The following is a 23,711-nucleotide window of genomic DNA, read 5'->3' as shown; positions in this document are numbered from 1 at the left end:
GGCTTTTTTGTTTTGGCTTTCCGAACTGCAACTACAGCAACTTCAAGGAGGTTTCTTGATGACGTTCCGCACCGCCGTGCTTGCCGCGGCCACCGCTTCCATCGCTTTGCTCGGCGGCACGGCCGCCTTCGCCGCTCAGGCTCAGACACCGCCCGACAGTCAGTGGCGCACCAGCGCAACGACGCTCTCCACATTGCTGCAGGACGGCTACAAGATCGTCGCTGTCCTGAATGGCGCCCATGGCAGCGCTGGGTCAGCCGACACGATTTTCGTCCAGCGCGATCAGAGCGCATTCAAATGTATTGACCCGCAGCAGACCGACGCAAAAACCAGAACGTCCGTCGCGCCGCCGGCGTGTTTCGAACTGGTGCCGCCGTCGGGAGCGTCGGGGACGCCCGAGTCGAAATAGTCGGCACGCGGCGCGCCAAAGCGCGCCGTCAACCGCACGCTCTGTGCCGACCTACGGACTTTGAAGCTACGGTTTGAAAGAAGCCGGCGGCGGCGCAACCCACACCCCGCCCAACCAGCCGCGCGCCGCCTGTCACCGATCCACCAACCGGCTCAAATTCCCCCGCACCCGCTGCAACAACGCGATCAACTGCTTCGCTTCTTCATCGGTGAAGCCGTTCAGCGCTTCAAGCGCGACTTCGTCGCCGACTTTGCGCGCCTTGCCGAGCGTGCGCTCGGCCTTCGGCGTCATGTTCACCTGGCGCTCGCGGCGGTCCTGCGGATTGGCCGTCCGCTCGATCCAGCCGCCCTCTTCCATCCGATCCAGCAAACGCCCCGCCGAAATCGGCGCGACCTCGAGCAGGTCCGCAAGCCGCGCCTGATTGGTGTCGCCGTAGTGCGCGAGATAGGCCAGCACGCGGCACTGCGCGCGCGTCAAGTCGACCGACGACTTCGCGAGATCGTCGAAACGCTTGCCTGTCAGGCGACCGACGTCGGAAATCAGAAAGCCGAAGCGCTCATCGAGTTGGGTTTTCATTGGCGGATTATACGAAAGGCCTTCGTTTGTTAGCGTTGAAACGGGCGTATTCAGACTCCGCATAATTCCCGATGGCAGGCACGTGCTCAGTCGATATACTAAGCATGCTTATTATATCGACGACCCCGCTCCTTCATGTCCTCCGACACCCCGGCGGCCCGCGCCGCCGCGCAGCTCAACCGCCCGATGATCACCGTCTCGATCATGCTGGCAACGTTGATCCAGACGCTCGACAGCACGATCGCCAACGTGGCGCTGCCGCATATGCAGGGCACGCTGTCCGCGTCGCAGGATGAGATCACGTGGGTGCTGACCTCGTACATCGTCGCCGCCGCGATCGCCACGCCGCTCACCGGCTGGCTGTCCGACCGGCTGAGCGTCAAGCGTCTGCTGATCTTCGCGATCGGCGGCTTTACGGTGTCGTCGGCGCTGTGCGGTTTGTCGGAGACGCTCACGCAGATCGTCGCGTCGCGTTTGCTGCAAGGGCTTTTCGGTGCGTCGCCGGTGCCGCTGTCGCAGTCCATCCTGCTCGACATCAACCCGCGCGAGAAGCAGGGGCAAGCCATGGCCGTGTGGGGCATGGGCGTGATGGTCGGACCGATTCTCGGGCCGACGCTCGGCGGCTGGCTCACCGACAGCTACAACTGGCGCTGGGTGTTTTTCATCAACGTGCCGATCGGCGCGTTCGCGCTGTTCGGTGTGGCGACCTTCCTGCCCGCGCGCGAACCGAAACACGATGCGAAGTTCGACGCGTTCGGCTTCGCCACGCTCGGTCTCGCCATCGGCGCATTGCAGGCCATGCTCGATCGCGGCGAGCAACTCGACTGGTTCGGCTCGAACGAAATCGTCATCGAGGCGCTGCTCGCGGCCATCAGTTTTGCGTTCTTCCTCGTGCACACGGCCACGGTCGGCAAGAAATCGTTTTTCAAGTACGAGTTGCTGAAGGACCCGAACTTCGCCACGGGGACGCTTTTCATCTTCGTGATTGGCGCGGTGATGTACGCAACGCGCGCGTTGCTGCCGCCCATGCTGCAGAACCTGATGAACTATCCGGTCGCGACGACCGGCCTCGTCACTGCGCCGAGCGGTGCGGGCACGATGGTCGCCATGCTGTTCGCCGGGCGCCTGCTGAAGCGGATCGACGCACGGCTTCTGCTGCTCGCCGGCTTTCTGATCTCGGCGTTCGCGCTCTGGCAAATGATGCATTACACGATCGTGCTGTCGGCGTCGGACATTGTCTGGCCCGGAGTGATTCAGGGCTTCGGGCTCGGGCTCGTGTTCGTGCCGCTGAGCGCGCTGACCTTCTCGACGCTCACGCCGGAACTGCGCGCGGATGGCACCGCGACGTACAGCTTGATGCGCAATATCGGCAGCAGTATCGGCATTTCGATCGTGCAAACGCTGATGACGCGCAACACGCAGGTCTCACATGCGGACCTCGCGGCCAACATCACGCCCTTCAATCCCGCCGTCCAGCCGATGCTCAACAACGGCTCGAATTACGACATGGCCGCACTGAACGCGTCGATCACCCAGCAGGCGTCGATGATCGCGTATCTGAACGACTTCAAACTGATGTTCATGGCGACGCTGCTGGTTATTCCGCTTCTGCTATTGATCCGCCCCGCGCATAAGGCAGCGGACGCATCGGTGGCGCATGCCGCGATGGATTGAGACACGGCGCTAACCCGGTTGGTCGCCGTCGCAATGGGCCGCGCGCGACACCCGCGCCTAACCTTCGATCCGCCCGCGCGTCACACCCAACAATGCCGCCATCGCCGTGCGCGCCGCCGCGGCGTCGCGATCGCGAATCGCTTCGAACACCGCCGTATGCTCGGCCAGCGACGCATTGAACACCTCCGCGCGTTTTGCATTCAGACGCAGTTGCGCTTCGAGCGTGCGCTCGATCAACGTGCCGAGCGGAATCAGCAATTCGTTGCTGCACGCGGTCAGCACGCTCAAATGAAACTGCAGATCGGCTCGCACCCATTCGTCGACATTGCGCGCCGCCACCATCGCTTCGTGGGACTCCGCGAGCGCGTGGAAGGTGTCGTCCGTATGTGAGGCCGCCGCCAGACTCGCGGCATACGGCTCAATCATCTCGCGCATTTCCTGCAGGTTGAGCGCGAACGCCATCGGCTCGGCGACCCGCGAGTACCAGTCGAGCACGTCCACATCAAGCAGATTCCACGCGCGTTTCGGCCGCACGCGCGTCCCCACGCGCGGACGCGATTCGATCAAGCCTTTCGAAGTCAACGTGCGCAACGCCTCGCGCAACACCGTGCGACTCACGCCGAACGCCTCCATCAACTCCGCTTCGCGCGGCAGGATCGAATCGGGCGCGTAGTCGCCGCGCAGAATCGCGGTCGCCAGCCGATGGGCGACACGCCCATGCAGATCGTGCTGAATAGCTTTCTCCTAGCGGCCTTGCAGCGCTATTGATACGGGAACCGAGGCCGGAACGAGCGCGATTATCCGGCATCTCATCTCAGCCGTGAGATCACCGCTTCGACAATGCCGTGCCGAGACGGCCGGTCTCACCACTATCTGGCCAATAGTACTATTAATAGTACTTAAATGCGATTTTGATGTAGCATGTGAATCCTCGAAATAGTTCGCAGACGCCTAAGGCCGATGCTTCGCATGGGGCTGGAGTGAGCGCAAAAGCACTAACTCCAGCCGACAAAGGAGACGCACACCATGAAAATCACCAAGCTCGAAACCTTCATCGTTCCGCCGCGCTGGTGCTTCCTGAAAATCGAAACCGACGAAGGCATCGTCGGCTGGGGCGAACCGGTGGTCGAAGGCCGCGCGCATACGGTGGCGGCTGCGGTTGAAGAGCTGTCCGACTATCTGATCGGCAAAGACCCGCTTCTGATCGAAGACCATTGGCAAGTGATGTACCGCTCGGGCTTCTATCGCGGCGGCCCGATCACCATGAGCGCGATCGCCGGCGTCGACCAGGCGTTGTGGGACATCAAGGGCAAGCACCATGGCGTGCCGGTTCATGCGCTGCTCGGCGGCCAGGTGCGCGACAAGATCAAGGTGTATTCGTGGATCGGCGGCGACCGTCCGAGCGACGTGGCCAACAACGCGCGCGCCGTGGTCGAACGCGGCTTCAAGGCGGTGAAGATGAACGGCTCGGAAGAGTTGCAGATCATCGACACCTTCGACAAGGTGCAAGGCGTCATCAACAACGTCGCGGCCGTGCGCGAGGCAGTCGGACCGAACATCGGCATCGGCGTGGATTTCCATGGCCGCGTGCACAAGCCGATGGCCAAGGTACTGGCGAAAGAACTCGATCCGTACAAGCTGCTCTTCATCGAAGAGCCGGTGCTGTCGGAGAACGCCGAAGCGTTGCGCGACATCGTCAATCAGACCAACACGCCGATCGCGTTGGGCGAGCGTCTTTACTCGCGCTGGGACTTCAAGCACATTCTGTCGGGCGGCTACGTCGACATCATTCAGCCGGACGCATCGCACGCGGGCGGCATTACCGAGTGCCGCAAGATCGCGTCGATGGCGGAAGCCTACGACGTCGCGCTCGCGCTGCATTGCCCGCTCGGGCCGATCGCTCTGGCGACGTGTCTGCAGATCGATGCGGTGAGCTACAACGCGTTCATCCAGGAACAGAGCCTCGGCATCCACTACAACCAGGGCAACGATCTGCTCGACTACATCAGGAACCCGGAAGTCTTCAAATACGAAGACGGCTTCGTGTCGATTCCGCAAGGCCCGGGGCTCGGCATCGAGGTCAACGAGGAGAAAGTGCGGGAGATGGCCAAGGTCGGCCATCGCTGGCGCAATCCGGTGTGGCGCCATGAGGATGGCAGCGTCGCCGAATGGTAATCGCGTAAAGGAGCGCCGCCCGTGGGCGGCGTTTTTGTTTGCGTCGGCGGCCGCTCCGCCGATGCGGCCCGCGTTACGGTGACGTGACGCGTGGGCCGTCGCAGTAACGTAACATCCCGGACCGAACCCATCCGAGCAGGCGTTTTCCGCGCCCTTCCCAAACCCGCTCGAATTCCCGCAAAGCCTTATCCACAAAGGCTTTCACGCCATCCGTTCGACACCACACACACACATGGCCCGCTCTTTGCTCAAATGCATTCAAACGACAAATGCATCGGGGAAATCATGGGCGAATTCCTGCCAGACTATCTGCTCCGCGAACAGGCCGCCGTCGGCGCGTTGGTGGCGTTCGGCGTGCTGCGCATCATCGGCGCGGCACTCGCATTCGAACGCGGCTGGCGCATCTCGGTCGTCGAGAAATGCTTCATCGGCGCCGCGATCGTGTACTGCCTGCCGCAACTGTTCGATCTGCTGACGCATATGTACGGCTCGCGCGCCGCGGGCGCCGAATTGGAAGGCAAAGCCGCGGGCTGCGCCATCGCCCTCTTTTGCGCGCCGATTCTCGGCCATCGGCTCGGTCTCGAATAAGCGGAGCCTCGCCATGCAATTGGCCAGGCGGCTCATGAGGCGGCCAAAACCCACCTTTCGCGCGGGCGACGTCCTGAAACTCAAGTCAGGCGGCCGTCCGATGACCGTCACCTGGAGCGGCCGGGTGCTATTCGCATCAGGTAACTGGCTGATCTGCCAGTGGTTCAGCGAGACCGGCGAGTTACAGCAGGAGATGTTTCCGGAGGAAACCCTGGAGCGGACGAGCCACGTACTCGCCGCTTCAAAAGTGCAGTAACGGATTGCTGGCCACCGCCAGGCGACCGTGTGTATTGCGCCGCACGCTTTGGCTGTGCGGCGCTTTTTTATGCGGCCGATGTCGCGCTTGCGAGACGTTGCGGACCTGAATCCTCAAGGACGCGGTTGCGGCTCAGGTGCCACCTGCCAGCCCGCCTTGCAGACGACCTCGCGCCACAGTGTCAGCCGAGCGCGGCGAACGCAGGCACGCTATGCGACAACGCGGCCGCCGCGACGAACACGCCGATCATCGCCAGCGCTTCCAGATACAGCACGTTGACGAAGGTGTGGGCATCCATTGTCGAGGCCGTGCGGCGCAGGCGCGGCAGCGCCAGAAAGCGGTTGAGTCCGCCGAGCACGAGCGCGAGCCCGACCAGCGCAAGCTTGAGCATCAGCACATGGCCCCACGTGCTGAGTTCGATTGCCTCGAACGAGCCGCCGGAACCTCGAACCGCGTTGAAGACGCCGGAGAGCAGCACGAGCACAACCGCCACCACCGAGACGTTCGACACCTGAGTCGCGGTGCGGATCAACATGCCGCGTGCAGTCGAGGTGCCGAGTGCCGGCAGCACCGCGAGCCCTGCCGCCATGGCCAGACCGCCCCACACGCTGGTGACGAGCACGTGCAGCGTTTGCATGGCGATCGCAGCCGAGGCCGGGCCGGCATCCGCCGCGTGACCGAGCGATGCCTTGCCGGCGGCGATCGCGACCACCGCGAGCCACAGGAGCGCGTTGCGCAGCATGCCCGTATGGCTGGCCATGGCCGTGCCGAGCAGCACCAGCGCGCCGGCAAACGCAAGGCTCCAGCCATAACCGACATGAGTTTGCGTCAGCACCGTCGGCACTACGCCGATGGCGGCCGGCAACCCGACACCGCTCATCGACGCCGCCTGGTACAGCAACCAGCCGAGGTCGGCGAGCACCAGCACGACGGTCGCCGTCAGCATCGAACGTTGCGCGCGCAACCAGGCGGGGCGCGCGGGCGAGATTTTCTGCTGGGCGTCCTTCGCGAGCCACGCGCCGAGCAACGCCGAACCTACGGCAAACGCAAACGCGACGTTCATGAGCGCGGCCATGGCGACCTGCCCGATCCAGAGTCCGTCGATGCTCATTTGACGATAAACGCAAAGTCGCCTTGGGTACGGTGGCCGTCCGTGGCTACCGCGATCCAGTGCACGGCATAGCGTCCGGCGCTCAACTGCGGCAGCGGCAGATGCATGACCCGGGCGTCGTCCTTGTCGACCTGCGACTCAGTTGCCACGGCTGCCTTGCCGCTGGTGTCGGCAAGCGCGATCTTGCTGAAAGCCGGTTCGAGCGGCTCGGTGAAGTGGATCGTCACTTCGGAGGGCGCGGCGACTTCGGCGTTGGCCGCCGGCTCGCTCGAGCTCAGATGCGCATGGGCGAATGCCGTGGACGTCACAAGCAGCGCCGCGGCGCCGAGCATCGACGCTCGCAACGCCGGACGGGAAAAATCAGGTAGTTTCATGTAAGACCGATAGCGGATGATCAGGAAACAGTGGGCGTCGGACCGGACATGTCGAGGCCGGGACCAGGCCGGATCCAGTCCGGCGCGCCCGGAAGTGTACGCTTCGATGGTTCGCGCGGGCGTCGGTTCAACCTGGTTTATAGATAGATCGCCCAGGCTCGAGCGTTGCGCCATTGATCGCGCAGACAAATTCGGGATAACAGTCAGGCAGCGTGAAACGCCTGTGCGCGTCAAACTGTCGCATGGCTGTCACAGCCGGAACCTTCTCTAATGTGCCAAATAGTCATCATCACCCTTCGATGATAGAATGCTGCGTCGCCGCAGCGCCGGCTGCCCTTCACACCGAGCCGCTCGAAGTTCGGTCAGGTCCCCGATTTTGATGGAGTTACGCGTGTCTTCAAGACGCATTTTCCGCCCGTTGCTCGCCCTTCTGCTGATCGGCTCCGCGGGCGTTTATAGCGCTGCGAAAGCGCAGACTCAGCCGAAAGCCCCCGATACGATGGAAGCGCGCGTGCAAGGCTGCACGGCCTGCCACGGCACGCATGGCCAAGGTACGGACAATGACTACTTCCCTCGCCTCGCGGGCAAGCCTGCCGACTATCTGTACAACCAGCTACAGAATTTCCGCGAAGGGCGCCGCAAGTACCCGCCCATGAACTACCTCGTCACGTATCTCTCGGACGACTACCTTCATCAGATCGCCACGTATTTCTCGCAACAGCGTCCTCCGTATCCGCCGCCGGCCAAGCCGACGGTATCGTCGAGCACGCTCGCGCGCGGCCAGCAGATCGTGCTGAACGGCGACGCGTCGAAGCAGATTCCGGCTTGCGCGGCCTGCCACGGCAAGACGCTGACCGGTATGCAACCGGCTATCCCGGGTCTGGTCGGCCTGCATTCGGACTACATCAGCGCGCAGCTCGGCGCGTGGCGCTCGGGCTCGCGCCATGCCATCGCGCCTGATTGCATGCACACCATCGCCACGCGTCTGACCGACGAAGACGTGAACGCCGTTGCCGCCTGGCTTTCCACGCAGCAGGCCCCACAAAACCCCGTGCCGGCTCCAGCCCGCTCGATGAAGACTCCGCTTGCCTGCGGCAGCGAACCGCAATAAGGCACCGGGAGAGACACTCAAATGAAACGCAAGTCTTTGTTCGCCCTCTCGGCAGTCGTCGTCGTTGCGGCTGCCGCACTCGTTCCCGTCCTGTGGTCGGGCGGCGACCATCTGCATAACGGCACGGCCATGGCGGCAACGCCCGCCGACCAGGCCGCGCTGATCAAGCAAGGCGAGTATCTCGCACGTGCCGGCGACTGTATCGCCTGCCACACGGTGCGCGGCGGCAAGCAGTTCGCCGGCGGTCTGCCCATGGCCACGCCGTTCGGCACGATGTTCACGCCGAACATCACGCCTGACGACCAGTACGGTATCGGCAAGTGGACGCAGGACGACTTCTATCGCGCCATGCACACCGGCCGTTCGAAAGACGGCAGCCTGCTGTATCCGGGCTTCCCGTTCACCAGCTACACGAAGGTCACGCGCGCCGACTCGGACGCGATCTACGCGTATCTGCGTTCGGTCACGCCGGTGAACGTGCCGAGCCGTCCGCACGAACTGAAATTCCCGTTCAACCAGCGCAACATGCTGATCGGCTGGCGCACGCTGTTCTTCCGTGAAGGCGAGTACAAGCCGGATCCGACCAAGTCGGTCGAATGGAACCGTGGCGCGTATCTGATCGAAGGCCTCGGCCATTGCGGCATGTGCCACACGTCGATCAACGCCATGGGCGGCCCGGTCAGCTCGGCGGCATTTGCCGGCGGCCTGATCCCGCTGCAGAACTGGTATGCACCGTCGCTCACGTCGAACAAGGAAGCCGGCCTCGGCGACTGGGAAACCAAAGACATCGCCGATCTGCTGAAGACCGGCGTGTCGAATCGCGGCGCGGTGTTCGGTCCGATGGCCGAAGTGGTTCACAACAGCCTGCAGTACATGTCGGACGCGGACATCAACGCGATGGCCACGTACCTGAAGACGATTCCGCAGAAGAGCGAAGCGCCTGAGTCGCTGCAGCTCGAAACGTCTGAAAAGTTCGGCGGCGAACTGCTGAAGCAAGGTCAGAAGATCTACGCTGACAACTGCGCGAAGTGCCATGCGGAAAACGGCCTCGGCATGCCGCCGGCCTTCCCGCCGCTCGCGAACAACCAGTCGATTCAGATGCCGTCGGCGGTCAACCCGATCCGTATGGTGCTGAACGGCGGATACCCGCCGAGCACGGATGCCAACCCGCATCCGTACGGCATGCCGCCGTTCGCACAAGCACTGTCGAATCAGGAAGTCGCGGCGGTTGTGACGTACATCCGTATGTCCTGGGGCAACCACGGTACGGCCGTGTCGCCGCAGCAAGTGTCCGATCTGCGTTCGGCGCCGCTCGACTAAGCAGCGTTCGTTGCACCCGGGGCGCGGCCTGCGAAATTCGCGGCCGCGCCCTTCGTTTTTGAAGGACCGGTATCATAGGGGAGTATTTACCCTGAGATAAACGCCGGGCCGCTGCTAGTTTTCTCACCCTGCGGGGTCGGCGCGCAGCGACAGATCCGGGAGCGCTTATGAAACTGGGCAGGAGATAAAGAATCGTGCATGCCGGGGAGCGTTTCAACAGCATTACCCACCTCGTCGGCGCCGTACTGTCGGTGGCGGGTCTTGCAACGCTCGTGACGATGGGCGCGCTCGACGGCGACGCGTACAAGGTGGTCAGCTTCAGCGTGTACGGTGCGATGCTGTTCGTGCTGTATGCTATCTCGACGCTTTACCACAGCGTGCGCAATCCGCGCGCGAAGGCGGTTCTGCAGAAATGCGACCATTCGGCGATCTACCTGCTGATCGCCGGCAGCTACACTCCGTTCACGCTCGTCACATTGCGCGGACCGTGGGGCTGGTCGCTATTCGGCGTAAGCTGGGGGCTTGCCGCTCTCGGCATCGTGCAGGAATTGACGCTGGGGCGACGCACCCGCAGCGTTTCGATGGTGCTGTATGTCCTGATGGGATGGCTCGCGCTCGTTGCCGTCCGCCCGCTGGTTGAAGCCTTACCGGCAGCGGGTACCGCCTGGCTCGTGGCCGGCGGGGTCATCTATAGCGTCGGCATCTACTTCTTCATCAACGACGAGCGCATCCGGCATGGACATGGTATCTGGCACCTGTTCGTACTGGCGGGCAGTCTGTGTCAATTCGTCAGTGTCGCGCGCTACGTCGCATGACACCCCACGGCGGCGAAATGCAACTTAAGGCCAGTCAACGTGTCTGCATAGCGCGTTGAAGCATTCGGCACGCGTTTGCGCGCGTGCCGCCGATTTCTCTGCGAACGGAACTGGGCTTCGGCCTCGAACACGCCATGCCGGTGTGTTCATGCCGCGTTCATGCCTGCCTGAACTCAGGTGTGTCCGTCCGCGAAACTGCATTGCAAAGATCTTTTATGTCTTTTGATTCCCTCGGCTTGTCCGAACCGTTGGTCCGCGCTGTACACGAACTCGGCTACACCACCCCGACTCCGATCCAGACGCAAGCGATTCCCGCCGTGCTCAACGGCGGCGATCTGCTGGCCGGCGCGCAAACCGGCACCGGCAAGACTGCCGGCTTTACGTTGCCGATCCTGCAACGCCTGAACACCATGCCCGCCGTTACGACCGGCTCGGGCAAGCGCGCGGTGCGCGCGCTGATTCTCACGCCCACGCGTGAACTGGCCGCGCAGGTCGAAGAAAGCGTGCGCGCGTACGGCAAGTATCTGAAACTCAAGTCGACGGTGATGTTCGGCGGCGTCGGCATCAATCCGCAGATCGGCGCACTGCGCAGCGGCGTGGATATCGTCGTCGCGACGCCGGGCCGTTTGCTCGATCACATGCAGCAGAAGACCATCGACCTGTCGCATCTCGAGATTCTCGTGCTCGACGAAGCCGACCGCATGCTCGACATGGGCTTCATCCACGACATCAAACGCGTGCTGGCGAAGCTGCCGCCGAAGCGGCAGAACCTGCTGTTCTCCGCCACCTTCTCCGACGAGATCAAGACGCTCGCCGACAACCTGCTCGACTCGCCGGCGCTGATCGAAGTCGCGCGCCGCAATACGACGGCGGAAACGGTCGCGCAGAAGATTCACCCGGTGGATCGCGACAAAAAGCGCGAACTGCTCACGCATCTGATCAAGCAACATAACTGGTTTCAGGTGCTGGTGTTCACGCGCACCAAGCACGGCGCCAACCGTCTTGCCGAACAGCTGACCAAAGACAGCATCAGCGCCCTGGCGATTCACGGCAACAAGAGCCAGTCGGCCCGCACACGCGCGCTCGCCGAGTTCAAGGACGGCACACTGCAGGTGCTGGTCGCGACCGACATCGCGGCGCGCGGCATCGATATCGATCAACTGCCGCACGTGGTGAACTACGATCTGCCGAACGTGCCGGAAGACTACGTGCACCGCATCGGTCGCACGGGCCGCGCGGGCGCGACGGGCGAGGCGATCTCGCTGGTGTGCGTCGACGAACTGCAGTTGTTGAAGGACATCGAGAAGCTGATCAAGCGCCCGGTGCCGCAGGAAGTGATCGCCGGTTTCGAACCGGATCCGACTGCGAAGCCGGAACCGATCCTGCGTCGCGGCCAGGGTGGTGGCGGTGGCGGTCGTTCGCCGCGTCAGGGTCAAGGCGCACCGAAACGTGATGGAGCGGGTTCCGCGAAGCCGGCGCAGCGCTCGGGTCAACGCCCGGCGAACGGTCAACAGCAACCGAAGCCGCATGGTGCGAAGCCGGCCGGCAATGGCGGCCAGCCGCGTCGCGACGGTCAGCGTCACGACGACCGGCCGCGCGCCGTCGCGCATGAGGGCAGCGCCGCGCAGCATGCGCCGCGCAAGCCGCAAGCCGCGAAACCGCAAGGCGGCAATCCGGGTGCGTTGCTGGGCGGTGCCAAGCCGCGCAACGAGGCGCCGCGCGGTGGCCAGCCCACGCGCAGCGGTCAGCGCGGCCGTTAAGCTTCGAGGCTTAGCCCACGGTCGCTGGCCGCTGTCGTTGCGCTAAGCACGACGGGCCGGCGGCAGCAGGCAACATAGCCGCCAGGCCTAAAAGGCACACACTCGCCGGCCGTTGTCCTTGCACCAAGGACGGCGGACGGCAGCACGCCGCTCACCCATCTATGGCCGTTGTCCTCGCATCGAGGACTAGCGGCCCGCCGCGGCAGCCGCTTGCTTCAGGTGCTCGATCTGCTGTTCCCATCGATCGAGTACCGCCTCTCGGTCCCCTTCCAGTTCGAACGTAATGCCGCTCGTCAGGCGCGCATAACGAACGCTTTGCGCCTCCGCCGTGTCGATCGAGCCGTGCAGATAGACAAGCCCGCTCACATCGCCCGCGACGCTCGCTAGCGGCGTCATCAGCAACTGCACCTGATAGAACGCCTCGTCGCAGACAAAGGTAAGCGCCGCCCGTCCGCTGTGCGCGATGGCGCGCGTCGCCCTCGCTTGCGGCCATAGCGCGATGCATAACGTGCGCGAATCAGGCGCGTACAACTCGCCGACGCCAAGCAGCGACGTGCGCACATGGCCATTCGTATCGACGCTCAGCAGCGACGCGGTGAAACCCGTCTTGCCCGCGAGCGACGAACCGTCGAACAAGGCGCGTACGGCATCGGGCCATTCATCGAACACGTTCTGTTCGACTGGACGTTCGGGTGCGGGGGAATCGCTCATGATGTCGATGGGATGAGAAGTGAGCCAGTCTGCATCATGCCTCGAAAAGCAAATGGCCCGCCTAAGCGGGCCATTTGCAACGCCGGTGATTCACGCCAGGCGATCAGCGAAAGAACACGTGCTGCGTGATCTTGGCGAGCGGGTAATGCACGCCCGGCTGGATGCGCGCCGGCAGATTCAGCGGCTTGAGCAGCATCTTGACGCACATGTCGGCCGACAGATTGCGCCGCACCAGCGCATTGATCCGCGCCGCGCGCGCACGGTTGTAGGTCGAGTCGTGCACGCGCTCCGGATAACGAGTCGCGAAGACGTGCCGCAAGGCGATCTCCGAGTCTTCGTTCTTGATCTCCATGACGCGGCGCATAAGCGCGCCAAGCACAGCCAGCCGGCCGTTGCCTTCGATCTTGTTGTACTTCTTGAAGTACTTGAAAAAGTGCTTGTAGTGACGCACTTCGTCAGTGCGGATGTTGTCGGTGATCTGCTTGAGCACGGGCTCGTCCGAGCATTCGCCGATCGCGCGATACAAGGTCGCGGTGCCGGTTTCCACCACGCAGCGCGCGACCATCTCTAGCGCGCGGGTCTTTTCGAAGTCCTCCACTGAGCAGGTCAGCGAATACTCTTCCATGAAATTACGAAATGCCGTGTCCCAGTCGAATTCGGGCCACACGTAAGCGATATACGTCTTGAGCGCGCGACCGTGCTGCAACTCTTCCGGCTCCCACTCCTGGTTGAGCCAGGCCGAGACTTCAGGATCGCCGTTAAAGAAAGTGCTCAGATTGCTGGTGTACAGATCGGAGCCGCTTTCGATAAACGAAGACGCGCACAGCAGCAGCAGCAAGTCTTCGTTAGCGACGGCCTTTTGCCGATCAATGCGGGTGAGGTCGATGTCCTCGATCCGCCAGGGCATGACATGGTTCAGCTCTGTATGCATCGTGTCTTGCTCCGAAAGCTGTATCGACTCGCGGAGCATGCTCGAGACCGCCCGCTCTCGGCCGGGCCGGTCCGCCGTGTCTGATACAGCGCCTTGAATTAGAGTTAACCCCTTGTATCCTGCATCTTAGTCGGTGTTTCGCAACTCTGCAGATAACAGAGCACAGACCATGCCGACGCGCCGCAGTTCCAATGGCGCGGTAGTCGAATCATTCGACCGGACAAAAGCGCATCGCACGGAGCACAAAAAAAGCCAGCTGAAGAGCTGGCTTGAGTTTGCGACGATCGCTCGTCAGTCAGGTTGGACGGGCGTAGCGGCGCTTTGATTCAACGGCGCAAGGCCTGCGCTCAGGCCATCTGAACGCCTCCCGTCAGACGCACGCGGCGCATGCGCCACGCCACGACCACGAGCGAGAGACCCGACAGTAGCGCGGCAATCAGCACGTAATAACTTGGCGCAAGTTTGTCGCCGGTCAAATGAATGAACGTTTCGACGATAGTGGGCGCGAAGCCGCCGAAGATCGTCACGCCGATGCTGTAACCGATTGAAAGACCGGTCGAGCGCACCTGCGTCGGAAAGATTTCGGACATCAGCGCGGGCATCGGTCCGGAATAAGCGGCCTTGAAAATTCCCGCCGTACCCTGCAACACGAGCAGCCAGCCGACAGTCGGATGAGACTGCAGCAGCGCGAACATCGGATAGATCAGCGTGCCCATCAGAATCGAGGTGGTCAGCATGATGCGAATCCGGCCGATGCGATCGGACAACGCGCCCATCACCGGCGAGAGCAGGAACTGCAAGCCGCCGTTGAGCACCACCACGCCGAACGATGCCGCCGCGGGCATGTGCAATTGCTTGACGGCGTACATCGGCATGTAAAGCTGCAGCACATAGACGCCCACCGTGGATTGCGCGACGATGCCGATCGCAAGCAGCAGGTTGACCCACTGGCTCGCGAACGACGCGTCCTTCTCCGCGTTTGCCGTCGAGCGAGCGCCGGCCGCTTCGCGTGCCTCGCGCAGCGCGAGGAACTCCGGCGTTTCGTCGAGATGCGAACGGATGTAATAGCCCACCGGGCCGACCAGCAAACCGAACACGAACGGCAGGCGCCAGCCCCAGTCGTTCAGTTGCGCGGGCGGCATCCATGCGGTCAGCAACGAGCCGAACGCGGCGGCCGTAATCGCGGCAAGCCCCTGGCTCGCGAACTGCCAACTCGCGTAATAGCCGCGGCGCGACGCGCTATGCTCGACCATGAACGCCGTCGCGCTGCCGAACTCACCGCCCACCGCGAATCCTTGCACGAGCCGCGCGAGCAGAATCAGAATTGGCGCCGCGATACCGATCGATGCATACGGCGGCATCATCGCCATCGTGAAAGTGCCGACCATCATCAGCGCGATGGCGAGCGTCAGCGCCGCCTTGCGGCCCTTGCGGTCGCCGTAGATGCCCAGCACGACCGCGCCCAGCGGCCGCATCAGAAACGAGATGCCGAAGGTGGCGATAGCGAGCAGCGTGGAGAGCCACTCGTCCTGCATCGGGAAAAACTGCTTGGCGATGATGGTCGCGAAGTAGCCGTAGACCAGAAAATCGAACCACTCGAGCGCATTGCCGACCGACGACGAAAACACGATCCGCCGCACCATCGCTTTGGAAAGCGGCGCGGGTGCGGAATGAGGGGAAGCTGTCGCCGAAGGCGACGCGTGGGTCTGCATGATGTCTCCTACTCTGTCTGATACTCGATGCCGGATGCCAGATGCCTGGCGTGCGAGAGACAACGCCGGCAACCGGTGTATTTGATTTGCGCGGGCCTTTAGCGTGCAGCGGAACGCGCGCTAAGGCATCGCCTGCGCACGCAGCGAAGCGCCGTTTCGAGCGGCGCCCTGCCTCGCGCATGGATGCCTGCTTAGAACCCCGCGGCCAACCCGTCACGGCGGCTATCGCTCGCCGCGACATAGCCACGATCCGGATCGTTGCGATCGAGCTTCCAGATGTATTGGCCGGAGCCGAAGTCCATATACGGATCGTCGACTGACTTGATCGTGTGGCCGAGCTTCTGCAAGGCCTCGGCGGTTTTCGGATCGAGCGTCGATTCGATGTCGATCGTGAAGTCGCGATTGACCTTCCAGCGCGGCGCGTCGCACGCGGCCTGCGGCTGCTGACCGTAGTCGAGCATCCGCACGATGGATTGCAGGTGACCTTGCGGTTGCATGTCGCCGCCCATTACGCCGAAGCTCATCACCGCTTCCTGCCGGCCATCCACCTGCTGCGTGAGGAACGACGGGATGATCGTGTGGAACGGCCGCTTGCCGCCTTCCACCACGTTCGGCGACTTCGGGTCCATCGAGAATCCGCAGCCACGGTTCTGCATGGCGATGCCGCTATCCGGCACCACGATGCCCGAGCCGAAGCCCATGTAGTTCGACTGGATGAAGCTGACCATCATGCCGCGCTCGTCAGCCACCGACATGTAGATGGTCCCGCCGGCCTTCGGCATGCCGAAGTCGAACTGCGTGGCGCGCTTGTGATCGATCAGTTTGGCGCGCGAGGTGAGGTACGCGTCGTCCAGCATCTGCTCCGGCGTGACTTCCATGGAGCGCGGATCGGCGACGTAGCGATAGACGTCGGCGAAGGCCAGCTTCATGGCTTCGATCTGCAAGTGCTGCGACTCGACGTTGTCGACCGCCAGTTCCTTCACATCGAATTTTTCGAGGATGCCCAGTGCGATCAGCGCCGCGATGCCCTGCCCGTTCGGCGGAATTTCGTGCACCGTGTAGCCGCGATAATCCTTGCCGATCGGCTCGACCCAATCCGCTTTGTAGTTGCGCAGATCGTCGAGCGTCAGCGCGCCGCCGCCTTCGCGGGCGAACGCGGCGATCCGTTCAGCGATCTCGCCTTCGTAGTACGCACGCGGGCCTTGTTCGGCGAGCTTGCGCAGCGTCTTCGCGTGGCCGGGGAAGCGCACCAGTTCGCTCACTTCCGGCGCGCGGCCGCGCGGCATGAAGGTTTGCGCAAAGCCCGGCAGATCCTTCAGTTCCGGCACGGCAGCCGCCCACTTATAAGCGACGATGCTCGCCACCGCGTGACCGCGCTCGGCGATTTCAATGGCCGGCTCCATCAGGTCCGCGAACGGCAGCGTGCCGAATTTCTGATGCAGCGCTTCCCAACCTGCGATCACGCCGGGCACCGTCACCGCGTCCCAGCCGCGTTTCGGCTGCTTCGCGAGACCGTTTTCCTCGCCGTACTTGCGCTTGAAATAGTCGACGTTCCACGCCGCCGGCGAGACGCCCGACGCATTCAGGCCATGCAGCTTCTTGCCGTCCCACACCAGCGCGAACGCGTCGCCACCCAGCCCGCACGAGACCGGCTCGACCACGGTGATGGCCGCGGCGGCCGCGATCGCCGCATCGACGGCATTCCCGCCTTTCCACAGCATGCGCAGGCCGGCTTGCGCCGCGAGCGGATGCGAAGTCGAAACGATGTTGCGCGCGAATACAGGCAGACGCGGCGTCGGGTAAGGGTTTTGCCAGTTGAAGCCAGTCATGTCGAACACTCTCGAAAGCACGGCCCGGCATGTGGAAACGCCGGAAGCCATTGGAAACGGATCGAACGCGGGGTGAGGCGAGGTGAAGCGCGAATCAACCGAGGAACCCCGGATTGCATCGTGATCCGGCCCAAAAAACAAATTCATTTATCAAATGAATAAATGCGTAAATAGCCTGAATAGATCCGGGCGCGGTCGTCTTGTTGCCCATGCATGTCGCACGAGTTGGCAGACAAGGCGCGCGATGGTCTTACAATACGCTCACCCCGCTCACGCATCACCCGCTTACCGGCCAGCCTGGCGCGCCGGCGGCGGGCAGCGCCGACAAAAAACCCACGAACCGAGACACATGACCCGAGACCCCCGCCTGACTCTCAATGCCCGGCAACAGGAACTGCTGGAGTGGGTGCAACGCGACGGCTTCGTGACCGTGGACGACCTCGCGGCCCACTTCGACGTGACACCGCAGACGATCCGCCGCGACGTGAACTGGCTCGCCGACATGAACCTGCTGCGCCGTTATCACGGCGGCGCCAGTCTGCCGACCAGCTCCGAAAACGTCTCCTACACGGCGCGTCAGCGCATGTTTCACGACGAGAAGCGGCGCATCGCGGCGCTAGTGGCCACTCACATTCCCGATCAGGCGTCGCTCTTCATCAACCTCGGCACCACCACCGAAGAAGTGGCGCGCGCACTCAATCGCCATCGCGGCCTGCGCGTGATCACCAACAACCTGAACGTCGCCAGCATGATGAGCGGCTATCCGGACTGCGAGGTGCTGGTGACGGGCGGCATCGTGCGGCCGTGGGACAAGGGGATCGTCGGCGAACTGGCGATCGATTTCATCCGCCAGTTCAAGGTGGACTTCGCGATCATCGGCACGTCGAGCATCGAAACGGACGGCACGCTGCGCGATTTCGACACGCGCGAGGTGCGCGTCGCCGAAGCGATCATCCAGCATGCACGCACCGTTTTCCTCGCCGCCGACAACTCCAAATTCGGCCGCCCCGCTCTGGTTCGCCAAGGCCATCTCGATCAGATCGACGCGTTGTTCACGGACATCGCACCACCCGCCGAGATGACCGAGACGCTCGCGGCCGCCAACTGCCAGGTATATATCGCCGGCTGACGCCAGGCGTTTTTCGCCATGTTGCAGCGCACGCGAAACTTCGAGTGAAATCAAGGATCTGGCCGCGGCTCCTAACCGCCTCCCATGCACCCAATTGTCAAAGGGAAAATTTACTGGGGCGGATTTGGTGTTTAACGTGCGGATGACTACACTCCAGTTCCCGGCGTACTTTTCCGCATTCTGCGTAGCGCCGTTGCATCAAACTTTCGTTAGAGCCGTACCTCCCGCCTGATTCTTTGCGGACTTCACTGGCAAGAGCCAGTCGCCGGCAAGGCCGTCCGCGTTTGCTTGACATGGAGAGAACGATGCTAAGTCCGCATGAATTCGCCACGTTGTTGCTCGTCAAGGATGCTCCGAACCAGGTCGATATGGAGCGAGAAGAACTCGACGCCCTTCTGGAACGCCAGTTGGTGCAACTCGAACGGCTCGCGTCGGGCAACGAACAATGGCGCGTGACTGAAATCGGCGATAGCGCGTTGCGGGCCATCAAGCGCCTTTCCTAGTTTTGCGGGTTTCATCATTGCGTCTTGCGGCCGGACGAGCGATTCCCGTCCGCCGCCGGGACGGCGCACGCGCCGCGCTTTCATCGCACTCGCCCTTGCAACTTTGAAATCTTTCTCTTCGCGTGAAACGTAGGACGCCTTCCGGCGTCCGCTTTGTTGTGCCCAAATCATTTACACAGTAAATTGACGCGACGGACTTTCTGCCCTCGCGCATGCCCAAAACGCTCTCCCCCGACGACATCCAGCAATTCCGCGAGGCCATGCGGCGCGTGGCCGAGAATGCGTTCGCGACGCGTGGCGCGGCGGGCGTGACAATGCGCGAACTGGCGAGAGAACTCGGTTGCAGCGCCATGACGCCCTACCGCTACTTCCGCGACAAGGAGGAGATTCTCGCGATGGTGCGCGCCGCGGCATTCAACCGCTTCGCGGCGCGCCTCGAAGCGGCCGCGAAGACTGCCCCGGAGATGGATCACTCGGCGGTGAGCGAAGCCTACGTGGCGTTCGCGCTCGACGAACCGCACGCCTATCGGCTGATGTTCGATCTGGCTCAGAATGCCAGCGTCCATCCGGAACTTGCCGCCGCCTCGCAGCGCGCGTGGCGCATGCTCGGCGAGCACTTCGAGCAGCTCGTCGCGGCGGGCATTATGGAAGGCGATCCGCAACTGATCGGTTACGCGTACTGGGCGAGTCTGCACGGCTTCACCATGCTGACGCTGGCGAATCAGTTGCCGTTGCCTCAGGCGCAGCAACCTGCCGGCGCCGGCAATGCGCCGACCCGCGAAGCCGTGTTCGCGCAAATTCGCCGCATGCTGTGGCGCGGCGCACAGCCGCAACGCGCCTAGCGCTCACTGCGCGCGAAACAGACCGGTTCACGAATGGCGACAAGCGAGCCGAACGACGGCGCTCGCGCTTGGGCTTAACCGTTGCGCAAGGTCGGATCGACGGTCGCGCGCCAGCTCAACGCCTTAGCCCGCTGCTCGGTGAAGAACGTCACCCACTGGTTACGCACCTGCGGATCGGTGCTCACACCCTGGCTCGTGTAATGCTGCGCGATCGACGTCTGAAACGCGCAGAAATCCTCTTTCGACAGCTTGCCGCTGCGGTTCGCCACGTACGCGTCGAACATCGCCGCGTAGACGCCTTGCGCGTCGTTGCCGTAGTCGACCGTTTGGGGACTGCACATCTGCTGCAACGACGCGAACGAAGGCGCGCCCCTCGTTCCGCTCAGGCTCGGCGAGCTGACGCACCCCGCGAGAAGCGTAGCGGCGCCGATCATCAAAAGTCCACGCATGAATTCACCTCGAAATGGCTGCTGCCGAGAGTATCGTCCGTGGCCGCGCGTTGCGCCACTACCCGGACAACCGTTAGAGGGGCGCCCAAACAAACCGAACTTTACTTTTTCGAATATGTTCATTAGAGTTCGAAAACGAACACTATCGGTTCGATAGGTTTTCCAAACAGTTTTCCGGACACGACGCAGGGGACACAGCAGGTGACGCAAGGCTCGAGATACGATTTGCTCGTCGTGGGCGGCGGGATCAACGGTGCAGGCATCGCGCGCGATGCGGCGGGCCGCGGCCTGTCGGTGCTGCTCTGCGAACAGGACGATCTGGCGGCGCATACGTCGTCGGCCAGCACGAAGCTGATCCACGGCGGCCTGCGCTATCTGGAATATCGCGAGTTCGGCCTGGTGCGCAAAGCGCTGCAGGAGCGCGAGACGCTGCTGCGCGCCGCGCCGCACATCATGTGGCCGCTGCGCTTCGTGATGCCGCACATGCCGGATCTGCGCCCGGCCTGGCTGATCCGCGCCGGCCTCTTCCTGTACGACCATCTGGCCAAACGCGAACTCCTGCCTGGCTCGCGTGGCATCGTGATGCGCAATCATCCGGCGGGCGCGCCGCTGGTCGATTCGATCAAGCGCGGCTTTGTGTACTCGGACGGCTGGGTCAACGACGCGCGCCTCGTCGTGCTGAACGCACTGGATGCGCAGGAGCACGGCGCAAAAATCCTTACGCGCACCAAGCTGCTGAGCGCCGTGCGCGCGGGCGGCGAATGGCGCGCGCAACTCAAACGCTCGGACGGCACGATTCTGGACGTGCGCGCCGCCTCGATTGCGAACGCTGCGGGCCCGTGGGTCGGCGAACTGCTGCAAGGCGCGCTCGGCCGCGCCGCGTCGCACAGCGTGCGACTCGTGAAAGGCAGCCATATCGTCACGCGGCGCCTGTTCGATCACGATCACGCGTACATCTTCCAGAATCCGGACAAGCGCATCATCTTCGCGATTCCGTACGAACACGATTACACGCTGATCGGCACGACGGATCTCGAATATCGCGGCGACCCGTCGCAAGTGGCGATCAACGCCGACGAAACGCAGTACCTGTGCGACTCGATCAACCGCTACTTCAAGCAGAAGATTTCGCCGGCCGACGTGCGCTGGACGTATTCGGGCGTGCGTCCGCTGCTCGAGGAAGAAGGGGCTGACAATCCGTCCGCGGTCACGCGCGACTACTCGCTCGAACTCGACGCTCCCGCCGGTGAAGCGCCGCTGCTGTCGGTGTTCGGCGGCAAGATCACCACCTTCCGCAAACTGGCGGAAGAAGCCGTCGACAAACTCGCGCAAGCGCTGCGCCACGACGCGGCTTCGTGGACGGCCGGCGCACCGTTGCCCGGCGGCGACATTCCGAACGCCAACTTCGAGCGCTTTCTGAGCGAATTCAAGCAGCAGCATGCATGGCTGCCGGCCGATCTTGCGCATCGCCTCGCCCGCGCTTACGGCACGCGCGTCAAGCATGTGGTCGGCAATGCGCGTTCCGTGACTGATCTCGGCCGTGCCTTCGCACCAGGTCTCTACGAAGCGGAACTGACGTACCTGCGCGACACCGAATGGGCGCGTAGTGCGCAGGACGTGCTGTGGCGCCGCTCGAAACTCGGCTTGCACGTCGAACCCGGCACGCTCGATTCGATCACACGCGATATTGATGCGTGGTTCGCTCGCGAGCCTGAGCGACAGAGCGCATAGTCAGACATCGCCACGCGGCGCGCTCGCCGCAGTAAAAACAACCGCATCGATTCACCCCTCGGCTGGGCCACGCGGGGCCGCATCATCGCACGTGTTGCTGCCCGCGCAAAACTAGAAGCCGTTCCCGTCGCCGGCTATCCGTCCGGCGATTCATAAAACGCATGGAGAAGAGACAATGCAGGACCAGTACATCCTCGCGCTTGACCAAGGCACCACCAGCTCGCGCGCGATGCTGTTCGACCGGCTCGGCAATATCGTGTCGATCGCGCAAAAGGAATTCCAGCAGATCTATCCGCGTCCGGGCTGGGTCGAACACGACCCGCAGGAAATCTGGTCGACCCAGGCGGGCGTCGCCGCCGAAGCCGTGACGCGTGCCGGCATGAACGGCACTTCGATCGCCGCGATCGGCATCACCAATCAGCGCGAGACCACCATCGTGTGGGATCGCGAAACCGGCCATCCGATCTATAACGCGATCGTTTGGCAAGACCGCCGCACCGCCGACTTCTGCGACCAGCTCAAAGAGCAAGGGCTCGAAGAAAAGGTCCGCGCCAAAACCGGCTTGCCGATCGACTCGTACTTCTCGGCGACCAAGATCCGCTGGATTCTCGACAACGTCGAAGGCGCGCGCGAAAAGGCCAAACAGGGCCGCCTCGCATTCGGCACCGTCGACAGTTGGCTCGTGTGGAATTTCACCAAAGGCGGCCTGCACGTCACCGACGTCACCAACGCATCGCGCACGATGCTCTTCAACATCCATTCGCTGAAGTGGGACGACGAGTTGCTCGAAGCGCTCGATATTCCGCGCAGCATGCTGCCGGAGGTGCGGCCTTCGTCGGAAGTGTACGGGCCGACCAAGACCACCGTGTTCGCCTCGAAGATTCCGCTCGCGGGCATTGCCGGCGATCAGCACGCCGCCCTCTTCGGCCAGATGTGCACGGAATCGGGCATGGTGAAGAACACCTACGGCACCGGCTGCTTCCTCGTGATGAACACCGGCGACAAGCCGATCGAATCGAAGAACAATCTCGTCACCACGATTGCGTGGCAGATCGGCGATCAGATCAATTACGCGCTCGAAGGCAGCATCTTCATCGGCGGCGCCGTGGTGCAATGGCTGCGCGACGGCCTCGGCATCATCAAGAACGCCGCTGAAATCGAAACGCTGGCGCGCAGCGTGCCGCATTGCGACGGCGTGTATCTGGTGCCCGCCTTCGCCGGCCTGGGCGCGCCGCACTGGAATGCGCGCGCGCGCGGCACGCTGTTCGGCGTGACGCGCGGCACGTCATCGGCGCATATCGCGCGCGCCGCGCTCGACTCGATCGCCTATCAATCGCTCGACGTGCTGAAGGCGATGGAAGCCGACTCCGGCATTCGCATCGGCGAATTGCGGGTGGACGGCGGCGCCTGCGCGAACAATCTGCTGATGCAGTTCCAGGCGGACATTCTCGGCGTCGACGCGGTGCGCCCCAAAGTGGCGGAAACCACCGCATTGGGCGCGGCATATCTCGCCGGACTCGCGGTGGGTTACTGGAAAGACGTCGACGAACTACAAAGCCAGTGGAAGCTCGATCGCCGCTTCACGCCTGCCTTGCCGCACGCCGAGGTCAAGCAATGTCTCGACGGCTGGCAGCGCGCGATTCGCGCCGCGAAGGCCTGGGCCGACACGCCCTGAGCGCATCTTCCAACACCTTCCTTCAACGAT

The 23,711-nt window shown here is 63.1% G+C and carries 23 protein-coding genes; 14 read left to right on the top strand and 9 right to left on the bottom strand.

Translation table 11 applies throughout. The features are described 5' to 3' along the window. The first annotated feature begins 58 nt into the window (after nt 1-58). On the top strand, nt 59-409 hold the full coding sequence (locus B0G71_RS01255) for a hypothetical protein (RefSeq protein WP_116148254.1): 351 nt from the start codon (nt 59-61) through the stop codon (nt 407-409). A 132-nt stretch (nt 410-541) separates the two neighbouring features. Here B0G71_RS01255 and B0G71_RS01250 read toward each other — a convergent pair whose 3' ends face one another. Next, complete coding sequence (locus B0G71_RS01250; protein WP_116139222.1) at nt 542-985, bottom strand: MarR family winged helix-turn-helix transcriptional regulator; 444 nt, start codon at nt 983-985, stop codon at nt 542-544. Nucleotides 986-1,120: 135 nt separating this feature from the next. On the opposite strand from B0G71_RS01250, the gene B0G71_RS01245 reads away from it, so the two are divergent. Then, nucleotides 1,121-2,659 carry a DHA2 family efflux MFS transporter permease subunit gene (locus B0G71_RS01245; RefSeq protein WP_116139220.1) on the top strand — a complete coding sequence of 513 codons (1,539 nt, stop codon included), beginning with the start codon at nt 1,121-1,123 and terminating at the stop codon, nt 2,657-2,659. A gap of 57 nt (nt 2,660-2,716) precedes the next feature. On the opposite strand, the gene B0G71_RS01240 is transcribed toward B0G71_RS01245, so the two are convergent. Continuing rightward, nucleotides 2,717-3,394: a FadR/GntR family transcriptional regulator gene (locus B0G71_RS01240; RefSeq protein WP_116139219.1), complete on the bottom strand. Its 678-nt coding sequence runs from the start codon at nt 3,392-3,394 to the stop codon at nt 2,717-2,719. A gap of 291 nt (nt 3,395-3,685) precedes the next feature. Between B0G71_RS01240 and dgoD the strand changes: the two genes are divergently transcribed. From dgoD to B0G71_RS01225, 3 genes are all read left to right on the top strand, one after another. Then, nucleotides 3,686-4,834 carry a galactonate dehydratase gene (gene dgoD, locus B0G71_RS01235; protein WP_116139217.1) on the top strand — a complete coding sequence of 383 codons (1,149 nt, stop codon included), beginning with the start codon at nt 3,686-3,688 and terminating at the stop codon, nt 4,832-4,834. Nucleotides 4,835-5,119: 285 nt separating this feature from the next. Continuing rightward, entirely contained in the window at nt 5,120-5,422 is a 303-nt protein-coding gene (locus B0G71_RS01230) for a hypothetical protein (protein WP_106284059.1), read from the top strand. Between the two features lie 13 nt (nt 5,423-5,435). Continuing rightward, entirely contained in the window at nt 5,436-5,678 is a 243-nt protein-coding gene (locus tag B0G71_RS01225) for a YodC family protein (protein WP_106284058.1), read from the top strand. A 181-nt stretch (nt 5,679-5,859) separates the two neighbouring features. Here the strand turns inward: B0G71_RS01225 and B0G71_RS01220 are convergent, their stop codons facing one another. Both B0G71_RS01220 and copC read right to left on the bottom strand, forming a co-directional pair. After that, a complete protein-coding gene (locus B0G71_RS01220) occupies nt 5,860-6,789 on the bottom strand; it encodes a CopD family protein (RefSeq protein ID WP_116139215.1) in 930 nt (309 codons plus the stop codon). Continuing rightward, nucleotides 6,786-7,163, bottom strand: coding sequence for a copper homeostasis periplasmic binding protein CopC (gene copC / locus B0G71_RS01215; protein WP_116139213.1), 378 nt, complete (start codon nt 7,161-7,163; stop codon nt 6,786-6,788). The genes B0G71_RS01220 and copC overlap by 4 nt, the downstream gene beginning before the upstream one ends. A gap of 379 nt (nt 7,164-7,542) precedes the next feature. Here copC and B0G71_RS01210 point away from each other — a divergent pair, with 379 nt between their 5' ends. The 4 genes from B0G71_RS01210 to B0G71_RS01195 all read left to right on the top strand — a co-directional run bounded on the left by B0G71_RS01210 (nt 7,543) and on the right by B0G71_RS01195 (nt 12,169). Beyond that, nucleotides 7,543-8,274, top strand: coding sequence for a c-type cytochrome (locus tag B0G71_RS01210; protein ID WP_012434267.1), 732 nt, complete (start codon nt 7,543-7,545; stop codon nt 8,272-8,274). Between the two features lie 21 nt (nt 8,275-8,295). After that, nucleotides 8,296-9,594, top strand: coding sequence for a cytochrome c (locus tag B0G71_RS01205; protein ID WP_116139211.1), 1,299 nt, complete (start codon nt 8,296-8,298; stop codon nt 9,592-9,594). Nucleotides 9,595-9,788: 194 nt separating this feature from the next. Next, a complete protein-coding gene (locus B0G71_RS01200) occupies nt 9,789-10,409 on the top strand; it encodes a hemolysin III family protein (protein ID WP_116118242.1) in 621 nt (206 codons plus the stop codon). A gap of 215 nt (nt 10,410-10,624) precedes the next feature. Then, on the top strand, nt 10,625-12,169 hold the full coding sequence (locus B0G71_RS01195; RefSeq protein ID WP_116139209.1) for a DEAD/DEAH box helicase: 1,545 nt from the start codon (nt 10,625-10,627) through the stop codon (nt 12,167-12,169). 186 nt (nt 12,170-12,355) lie between these two features. Here B0G71_RS01195 and B0G71_RS01190 read toward each other — a convergent pair whose 3' ends face one another. From B0G71_RS01190 to ggt, 4 genes are all read right to left on the bottom strand, one after another. Next, nucleotides 12,356-12,880, bottom strand: coding sequence for a hypothetical protein (locus tag B0G71_RS01190; RefSeq protein WP_116139207.1), 525 nt, complete (start codon nt 12,878-12,880; stop codon nt 12,356-12,358). Between the two features lie 103 nt (nt 12,881-12,983). Beyond that, nucleotides 12,984-13,811, bottom strand: a complete 828-nt coding sequence (locus tag B0G71_RS01185) for a ferritin-like domain-containing protein (protein WP_106284131.1) — start codon at nt 13,809-13,811, stop codon at nt 12,984-12,986. A gap of 347 nt (nt 13,812-14,158) precedes the next feature. Further along, nucleotides 14,159-15,523 (bottom strand): MFS transporter, encoded by a 1,365-nt coding sequence (locus B0G71_RS01180; protein WP_116139205.1) that lies wholly within the window; start codon nt 15,521-15,523, stop codon nt 14,159-14,161. A gap of 191 nt (nt 15,524-15,714) precedes the next feature. Then, the gene (gene ggt, locus B0G71_RS01175; RefSeq protein ID WP_116139203.1) at nt 15,715-17,352 is read right to left on the bottom strand and encodes a gamma-glutamyltransferase; all 1,638 of its coding nucleotides are present in this window, start codon (nt 17,350-17,352) and stop codon (nt 15,715-15,717) included. A 349-nt stretch (nt 17,353-17,701) separates the two neighbouring features. On the opposite strand from ggt, the gene B0G71_RS01170 reads away from it, so the two are divergent. The 3 genes from B0G71_RS01170 (at nt 17,702) to B0G71_RS01160 (ending at nt 19,826) form a co-directional block, all read left to right on the top strand. Continuing rightward, nucleotides 17,702-18,481 carry a DeoR/GlpR family DNA-binding transcription regulator gene (locus B0G71_RS01170; protein ID WP_116118247.1) on the top strand — a complete coding sequence of 260 codons (780 nt, stop codon included), beginning with the start codon at nt 17,702-17,704 and terminating at the stop codon, nt 18,479-18,481. A 305-nt stretch (nt 18,482-18,786) separates the two neighbouring features. After that, nucleotides 18,787-18,984, top strand: coding sequence for a hypothetical protein (locus B0G71_RS01165; protein WP_166679045.1), 198 nt, complete (start codon nt 18,787-18,789; stop codon nt 18,982-18,984). Between the two features lie 212 nt (nt 18,985-19,196). Continuing rightward, on the top strand, nt 19,197-19,826 hold the full coding sequence (locus B0G71_RS01160; RefSeq protein ID WP_116139201.1) for a TetR/AcrR family transcriptional regulator: 630 nt from the start codon (nt 19,197-19,199) through the stop codon (nt 19,824-19,826). A gap of 74 nt (nt 19,827-19,900) precedes the next feature. Here B0G71_RS01160 and B0G71_RS01155 read toward each other — a convergent pair whose 3' ends face one another. After that, the gene (locus B0G71_RS01155; RefSeq protein ID WP_116139199.1) at nt 19,901-20,275 is read right to left on the bottom strand and encodes a hypothetical protein; all 375 of its coding nucleotides are present in this window, start codon (nt 20,273-20,275) and stop codon (nt 19,901-19,903) included. Between the two features lie 201 nt (nt 20,276-20,476). On the opposite strand from B0G71_RS01155, the gene glpD reads away from it, so the two are divergent. Both glpD and glpK read left to right on the top strand, forming a co-directional pair. Continuing rightward, on the top strand, nt 20,477-22,006 hold the full coding sequence (gene glpD / locus B0G71_RS01150) for a glycerol-3-phosphate dehydrogenase (RefSeq protein ID WP_116139198.1): 1,530 nt from the start codon (nt 20,477-20,479) through the stop codon (nt 22,004-22,006). Between the two features lie 175 nt (nt 22,007-22,181). Then, nucleotides 22,182-23,681: a glycerol kinase GlpK gene (gene glpK, locus B0G71_RS01145; RefSeq protein WP_116139196.1), complete on the top strand. Its 1,500-nt coding sequence runs from the start codon at nt 22,182-22,184 to the stop codon at nt 23,679-23,681. The last annotated feature ends 30 nt before the right edge of the window (nt 23,682-23,711 follow it).

Source organism: Paraburkholderia sp. BL27I4N3 (assembly GCF_003386115.1).
Classification (GTDB): domain Bacteria; phylum Pseudomonadota; class Gammaproteobacteria; order Burkholderiales; family Burkholderiaceae; genus Paraburkholderia.
This window is presented reverse-complemented; position numbering and strand designations above follow the sequence as displayed.